The sequence below is a fragment of the Micromonospora sp. NPDC051296 genome (assembly GCF_040682255.1).
Taxonomy (GTDB): Bacteria; Actinomycetota; Actinomycetes; order Mycobacteriales; family Micromonosporaceae; genus Micromonospora; species Micromonospora craterilacus.
Window position 1 is genome coordinate 1 of the sequence record NZ_JBFBAO010000364.1, and the last position, 6,965, is coordinate 6,965.

The 6,965-nt window shown below is 72.2% G+C and carries 9 protein-coding genes; 6 read left to right on the top strand and 3 right to left on the bottom strand.

The window, feature by feature from the left end; genetic code table 11:
• The 4 genes from AB0M52_RS27995 to AB0M52_RS28010 all read left to right on the top strand — a co-directional run.
• Window positions 1–452 (top strand): sigma-70 family RNA polymerase sigma factor (locus AB0M52_RS27995; protein WP_363959737.1); only part of this gene is annotated, 452 nt, incomplete at its 5' end.
• Between the two features lies 1 nt (window position 453).
• On the top strand, window positions 454–741 hold the full coding sequence (gene rsrA, locus AB0M52_RS28000; protein WP_363959739.1) for a mycothiol system anti-sigma-R factor: 288 nt from the start codon (window positions 454–456) through the stop codon (window positions 739–741).
• Window positions 742–1,160: 419 nt separating this feature from the next.
• Entirely contained in the window at window positions 1,161–1,376 is a 216-nt protein-coding gene (locus tag AB0M52_RS28005; RefSeq protein WP_091068708.1) for a biotin/lipoyl-binding carrier protein, read from the top strand.
• Window positions 1,373–1,885, top strand: coding sequence for a GNAT family N-acetyltransferase (locus tag AB0M52_RS28010; protein WP_363959742.1), 513 nt, complete (start codon window positions 1,373–1,375; stop codon window positions 1,883–1,885). The genes AB0M52_RS28005 and AB0M52_RS28010 overlap by 4 nt, the downstream gene beginning before the upstream one ends.
• A 14-nt stretch (window positions 1,886–1,899) precedes the next feature.
• Here AB0M52_RS28010 and AB0M52_RS28015 read toward each other — a convergent pair whose 3' ends face one another.
• Both AB0M52_RS28015 and AB0M52_RS28020 read right to left on the bottom strand, forming a co-directional pair.
• The gene (locus AB0M52_RS28015) at window positions 1,900–2,274 is read right to left on the bottom strand and encodes a hypothetical protein (RefSeq protein WP_363959743.1); all 375 of its coding nucleotides are present in this window, start codon (window positions 2,272–2,274) and stop codon (window positions 1,900–1,902) included.
• Between the two features lie 34 nt (window positions 2,275–2,308).
• Window positions 2,309–2,917, bottom strand: a complete 609-nt coding sequence (locus AB0M52_RS28020; protein WP_363959746.1) for a helix-turn-helix domain-containing protein — start codon at window positions 2,915–2,917, stop codon at window positions 2,309–2,311.
• Window positions 2,918–3,024: 107 nt separating this feature from the next.
• On the opposite strand from AB0M52_RS28020, the gene AB0M52_RS28025 reads away from it, so the two are divergent.
• Entirely contained in the window at window positions 3,025–4,605 is a 1,581-nt protein-coding gene (locus tag AB0M52_RS28025) for an MDR family MFS transporter (RefSeq protein ID WP_363959749.1), read from the top strand.
• Window positions 4,606–4,714: 109 nt separating this feature from the next.
• On the opposite strand, the gene AB0M52_RS28030 is transcribed toward AB0M52_RS28025, so the two are convergent.
• A complete protein-coding gene (locus tag AB0M52_RS28030; RefSeq protein ID WP_363959752.1) occupies window positions 4,715–6,388 on the bottom strand; it encodes a tetratricopeptide repeat protein in 1,674 nt (557 codons plus the stop codon).
• Window positions 6,389–6,577: 189 nt separating this feature from the next.
• Between AB0M52_RS28030 and AB0M52_RS28035 the strand changes: the two genes are divergently transcribed.
• A partial coding sequence (locus tag AB0M52_RS28035) for an SIS domain-containing protein (RefSeq protein WP_363959755.1) occupies window positions 6,578–6,965 on the top strand: 388 nt, incomplete at its 3' end.

A 6,965-nucleotide genomic window follows, 5' to 3' on the forward strand; every position in this document is an offset into this window, starting at 1 on the left:
TCGAGCAGGGCACGAACCTCAAGGCCTGGCTCTACCGGATCCTGACCAACACCTACATCAACTCGTACCGGAAGCGGCAGCGGCAGCCGGTGCAGGCGCCCACCGACGAGATCACCGACTGGCAGCTCGCCGAGGCGGAGTCGCACACCTCCAGCGGGCTGCGGTCCGCCGAGACCGAGGCGCTCGACCGGCTGCCGGACAGCGACGTCAAGGAGGCCCTCCAGCAGCTGCCGGAGGAGTTCCGGCTGGCGGTCTACCTGACCGATGTCGAGGGCTTCTCCTACAAGGAGGTCGCCGACATCATGGGCACGCCGATCGGCACCGTGATGTCGCGGTTGCACCGCGGTCGTCGTAATCTGCGCAAGCTGCTTGAGGGCTACGCCGCGGAGCGCGGTTTCTCCGCCGCGCCGTCGGCCCGGAGTTCGGCTGCTGCCAGTGGCCGGGAGGTGTGACGTGAGCTGTGGTGACCCGCACGAGACGGATTGCCGTGAGGTTCTCGCCGAGGTCTACCTCTACCTCGACCTGGAGTGTGCGCAGGAGCGTCGTACGCTGATCCGCCTTCACCTCGACGAGTGCGGCCCGTGCCTGCGGGAGTACGGCATCGAGCAGGAGGTCAAGGCGCTGGTGGCCCGTTGCTGCGGCAACGAGTCCGCGCCGGACGAGCTGCGCGAGCGACTGCGGGTGCGGCTGAGCGAGCTGGTCGTCTTCGAGAGCACTGAGTCACGCGAACTGGCTGACTGAGCCGGTTCCCGGGTCCGCCCGCAAGGGGGACCACCGCGACCTCCGTCTCCGACGGGGTCCCTGCATGACGACGCCGGTGGCCCGAGTCGGGCCACCGGCGTTTCGCTGACCGGTCCGCGGGCGCGCCGCAGCCGGTCGGCCGTCAGGAGTTGGGGCGCTTGCCGTGGTTGGCGGCGCTCTTCTTACGGGCCTTCTTCTTACGGGCCTTCTTCGCCATGCTGACCTCCTCGTGATGGTCGGATCACCTGCGCACGACCTCGGCGCCGGTGCACGCACCGGTCCTCCCGGCGCCAGGGTCCGACCCGTTGATGCTAGTGCGGCCAGCACCGGCGGACGGCTGCCGGGGCCGCTCCTCGCCCACCGGCCGCCGCCGCATGATTGGATACGTCGCAGGCAGTCGCGAGAGAAGGGGCCGGGAGATGGCCGAGGAGATCCGCGCCGAGATGGTGGCGAACGTCTGGAAGGTCGTCGCGTCGGCCGGGGACACCGTCTCCGAGGGGGACACGCTGGTGATCCTCGAGTCGATGAAGATGGAGATCCCGGTGGTCGCCGAGTCCGACGGTGTCGTACAGCAGCTCGCTGTCAACGAGGGCGACGTGGTGCAGGACGGTGACCTGATCGCGGTGATCGGTTGACCGGCCTGCTGGTCCGGCCGGCCGAGCCGGCCGACTTCGCCGGGGTGGCCCGGCTGACCGTCGCGGCGTACGAGGCCGACGGCCAGCTCAAGGGTGAGAACGGCTACGCCGCCGTGCTGGCCGACGTGGCCGGCCGGGCGGTGCACGGCGAGATCCTGATCGCCGCCGACCCGGCCACCGGCCAGCTGCTCGGCTCGGTCACCTTCGTCCTGCCCGGCACCCGGTACGCCGAGCTGTGCGGCCCGGGCGAGGCCGAGTTCCGGATGCTGGCGGTGGACCCGGCGGCGCAGGGTCGGGGCGCGGGCGCGGCGCTGGTCGGGGCGTGCGTCGCGCGGGCGACCGAGCTGGGCTGCACGGCCCTGCTGATCTGCGTACGCGACGGCCACGCCGAGTCGGCCCACCGGCTCTACCGCCGCCGCGGCTTCGTCCGTGTCCCGGAGAAGGACTGGACACCGCTGCCCGGGGTCGACCTGCTCGCCCTCCGCCTGGCCCTCACCGCGCCGTCCTAGCGGCGCGGTGCGGCTCAGCCGATCGCGACGAGCAGGGCGAGTGCGGTGAGTGCGATCGAGACCGGCACCATCGCGTTCCGCTCCGAGCGGCTCCGGGAGAGCGCGTTCGGAGCGATGGACAGCGCGAAGTACCCGGCCACGATCCACATCACGATCCGGGCGACCGGTCCGGCCAGTACGTCGATCAACTCCGCGCGATCGAGGGCGATCACCGCGATGACCGCGTACACGACGATCGACACCGCGCTGCCGAGCCGGAGCGGGAGGGGCAGCACCTCGTGCCGGCCACCCCAGGCGAACCGGCCGAGCGGTGCACCGAGCGCGAGCGCGACCTGGAAGGCCGCGAGGATGGCGAGCAGGACGACGAGGGCGATGGCGGCGAGGGGCATCGGGTCAGTGTAGTGATCATCGGTGCACGGCCGGTCACTCCTGGGCGGGCGGCTCCTCGGCGGAGGGCGACTTCGCGGCGATCGCGGCGAGCAACTCGTCGGCGACCTCCAGCGCCAGCCGCTTGCGCTCGGCGTCGCTGATCTCGGGGGTGCGTACGGCGAACCAGCTGCTGTGCACCGCGAAAATCGCCAGTACGGCCCGCAGTTGGGCACCGGGGGAGTCGTCCCCGGCGGTGAGCACGGTGGCCAGCCGGAACATCCGCCCGCGCATCTCCCGACCGGCGGAGAGGCTCTTCAGCGCCGTCTGGTTCTGCTCGAAGAAGCGCATCACCGAGGGCTCCTCGCCGCCGAACATCGCGTCGGCGTACCGCTCGATGACCGCGCGCCGGGTGGCCAGGGTGGCCGGCTCGGACTCGGCCCAGGCGATCAGCGCGTCCATCCGCTCCAGCCGGTCCTCGACCACGCTGGTGACGATCTCGTCCTTGCTCTTGAAGTGGTAGTAGAGCGCGGCCTTGGTCACGTTGAGCCGTTCGGCGACCTCGCGCAGCGAGGTCGCCTCGTAACCCTGCTCGGTGAAGAGTTCCAGCGCGACGGCCTTGATCCGTTCCCGCGTGCCGCCGCCTGTGCTCTGGCTCACTCGCACCACCTAATCCGCTTGACGGTTGTTCGCCGTCAAACTTACCGTCCGGCTAGTAAGGTGGCTAGCCGGACGGCAAGTAAGGCGCCGCATCTCAGGGGGAGAGCGTACCGATGGCCCAGCAAACCCAGGCTCCCGCGCGACCCAATGTCCGGGTCGTGCTCTTCGGCCTGATGATCGCCATGATGCTCGCGATGCTCGACAACATGATCGTCAGCACGGCGCTGCCGCGCATCGTCGGCGAGTTCGGCGGGCTCAACCACTTCACCTGGGTGGTGACGGCGTACGTGCTGGGCACCACCGTCTCCACCCCGATCTGGGGCAAGCTCGGCGACCTGTACGGCCGCAAGGCGGTCTTCCTCACCGCGGTGGTGATCTTCCTGGTCGGCTCCGCGCTGTGCGGGATGGCCGGCTCGGGGATCTTCGGCGGCCCCGACGACGGCATGGTCCAGTTGATCGCCTTCCGGGCCGTGCAGGGTCTGGGCGCCGGTGGCCTGATGGTCGGTGTGATGGCGATCATCGGCGACCTGGTCCCGCCCCGGGAGCGTGGCCGCTACCAGGGCATGATCGCCGGGATCATGGCCATCGCGATGGTGGCCGGCCCGCTGGTCGGCGGCTTCATCACCGACCACCTCTCCTGGCGCTGGGCGTTCTACGTCAACCTGCCGCTGGGCGGCGTCGCGCTGGTGCTGCTCATCGCGACCATGCACCTGCCCAAGTACCGCACCGAGCACCGCATCGACTGGCTCGGCGCCGCGTTGCTGTCGGTGGGCATCACCGCCATCGTGCTGATCACGACCTGGGGCGGCAACGAGTACGCCTGGGCCTCCCCGCAGATCCTCGGCCTCGCCGCGCTGGCCGTCGTCGCGCTGGTGACCTTCGGGTTCGTCGAGCGGCGGGCCGCCGAGCCGATCCTGCCGCTGGGCCTGTTCGCCAACCGGAACTTCGCCCTCATCTCGGTGATCGGCTTCCTGCTCGGCTTCGCGATGTTCGGCGCGATGAACTTCCTGCCGCTCTACCAGCAGACCGTGCAGGGGGCCTCGGCCACCAACTCCGGCCTGCTGCTGCTGCCGTTGATGTTCGGCATGCTGGTGGTCTCGCTGATCGTCGGCCGGGCGATCACCCGGACCGGGCGGTACCGGATCTACCCGATCGTCGGCGGTGCGGTGATGGCCGTCGGGCTCGCCCTGCTGAGCCTGCTGGACGTGGGCACCAGCAAGACCGAGTCGTCGCTCTACATGATCGTGCTCGGGGTCGGCATGGGCTTCCTCATGCAGACGTCGATGCTGATCGCACAGAACAGCGTCGAGCAGAAGGACCTCGGCGCGGCCAGCGGTGCGGCCACCTTCTTCCGCTCCATCGGTGGGTCGTTCGGCATCTCGCTGTTCGGCGCCATCTTCGCCAACCGGCTCGCCGGCAGCGCGGCCGGCGGCGCGTTCAGTGGCGGGGGCGAGGGCAGCGCGGGGATGAACATCGAGCAGCTCAAGGAACTGCCGGCGCAGGCCCGCGAGCTGGTGCTGGGCGGGCTCGCCGACGCGATCTCGCACGTCTTCCTGTGGGCGGTGCTCTTCGCCGTGGTGGTGCCGGTGCTCGCCTGGTTCATCCGGGAGATCCCGCTGCGTACCAGCAACGAGGTGCCGGGCAGCCCGGAGGAGCAGGCCGAGACCGCCCTCGCCCGCTCCCCATCCGCCTGAAGGAAGGGCCCCTTCTTAACGCCTGTTGTAGAGGAAGGGGCCCCTCTTAACATCGATGCCTCCGACGGGCGGGGCGCGGGGCGTCGTGCGTCAACGGCCGCCGTCGCCGTCAGGGCAGCGGCGGGCCGGGGATGCGTGGCCGCAGCGGGCGGAGGAGGCGATGCAGAAGGGCGCGTAGCCGGTTGCGTCGCCGACCTGCGGTCACGCCGGCCAGAGACCGGGCCAGCGCGCTGGTCTCCGGATCGAGATCCGGGGTGGCCAGGGCCAGGTGGGCCAGCGAGGCGGCCGTCGGCATCGGGCGCTCCCGGGCCGCCTCGGCCACCGTGGTCAGCCGCTCGGCGACCACCCGGGCCACGTCGGACCGGACCGACGGGTCGACCCAGGCGGCGGTCACCAGGGCGAACAGGGCCGCCTCGGCGACCTCCACCCCGCCGGCCAGCTCCACCAGCACCCGCCGCCGGGTCGAGTCCGCCCACGGCTCGTCGGTGCGGTGGTGCAGCAGGCCGAGGCAGGTCCACACCTGCACGCAACGCACCCACAGCGCCGGGTCCTCGCCGGCGAGCACCCGGCCCAGCGCGGTCTGCGGGGTCTCGGGCGGGTGGGCCAGCAGGCCGAGCAGGTCGGGCAGGTCGAGAGTGGCCAGGACGACCGCCGTGTCGTACGCCGCCGGTGGGTGTGGCCAGGCGGGATGGGCGAGTTGGCGCAGCCGGCGCGCCGCCTCCGCCGACGGTGCCGCCCGCACCGAGGTCATCGGGGCCGCCCCGGCGACGGACGACCCGAGCGCGTCGCCCGCCGTCGGGGCCGGAGTCAGCTGCCCCAGCCACGGGCGGCCGCGGCAGCACTCGGTCAGGTCACCGTGCTCGTGCGAGTCGACCGGATGGTCGCGGATGAAGTCGGCCAGCGCGACCAGGTGACGCACCTCGCCGTCGCGCTGGAACCGCAGCCGGTGCGCGGTGTGCACCGCGCAGTCGAACGACGGGTTGCGGGCCAGCGCCCGCTCGATCCAGCCCAGCGCCTCATCGAGCCGGCCGTGGTCGGCCAGGGTGCCGGCGATGTCGGCGTACACCGCCAGGTCGTCCGGGTCGTGGTCGACGGCGCGGCGCAGGGCGGCGAGCGCCTCCCGGGTCCGGCCGGCGCTGCGCAGCGCGTACCCGAGCCAGACCTCGCCCATCTTCGACGGCGCGACGCGTACGCTCCGGCTGGCCCAGCGGACCGCGAGCGTGACCTCGCCAACCCGCCGGGCCAGCGCGGACGCCGTGCCCAGCAGCAGGCTGTGCTCGGGGTGGACGGTGACGGCGTTGCGGGCCAGCGTCAGGTACGCCGCCATGGCCGCCCGGTCGGCCGGCGGCACCGGATCGGGCGCGGCGGCGCAGACCTGCATCAGGACCCGGGCCGCCCGGTCGGGGCCGATCCGCTCGGCCAGGTCGGGCGAGGTCACCCAGGGCACCCCCGCCCAGTCCGCGCCGGGTGCGTTCGCGGTGGCGGCGACCAGCAGGTCGAGACCTTCGGCGGGGCGGCCGCCCGCAGCGAGCAGGTGCGCCCGGGCGACCACGGCACCGACGAAGGTGTGGTGTTGCAGGGGGAACAGGTCCAGCCCGCCGTCACCGCTGGCCGCGGCCAGGCGGGCGAGGGTCTCGTGCACCTCGGGCAGCGTCGGGGCCCGGGCCAGCGCGCCCGCGACATGGTCGGCGGCGTGCGCCAGGTCGCCGGAGTCCAGGGCCCGCCGGGCCAGGGCCAGTTCCTCCGTCGCCGGCAACGCCCGGTCGTCCGTTCCCTCGGCCACGTCGTCCTCTCACTGGTCGGCTTGCGCGGTGAGGTCGGGTCAGCGTAGGTGACGGCACCCAGTTTTGGTGATCGTCTGCGCGATGCTGCTCGTTCGATTGCCCAGACCGGATCAAAGGTGCAACACTGAGCAGCAAACGCGCGGATATCGCGCAGGGGAGGAGTTTCCGTGACGCGCCCAGGGGGCGGCATGGCCGCCGACATCGACGAGCAGCCGGCGGGCTACGAGCGGTTGCTCTCCGCCGACCACGCCGCACCGATCGCCCGGGTCGCGGCAGCCATCGCCGCCCGCCGTCCCCGGCACGTGGTGTTCACCGCGCGGGGCACCTCCGACCACGCCGCGCTGTACGCGGCCTACCTCACCGAGATCCGCCTCGGCCTGCCGGCCGGACTCGCCTCACCGAGCGCGATCACCCTGTTCGGCGCCCGGCCGGATCTCTCCGACGCCCTGGTCGTCGGGGTCAGCCAGAGCGGCGGCTCGCCCGACCTGGCCGAGGTGCTCCGGGTCGCCCGGGACTCCGGCGCGCTCACCCTCGCGGTCACCAACGCGCCGGACTCGCCGCTAGCGGCCACCGCCG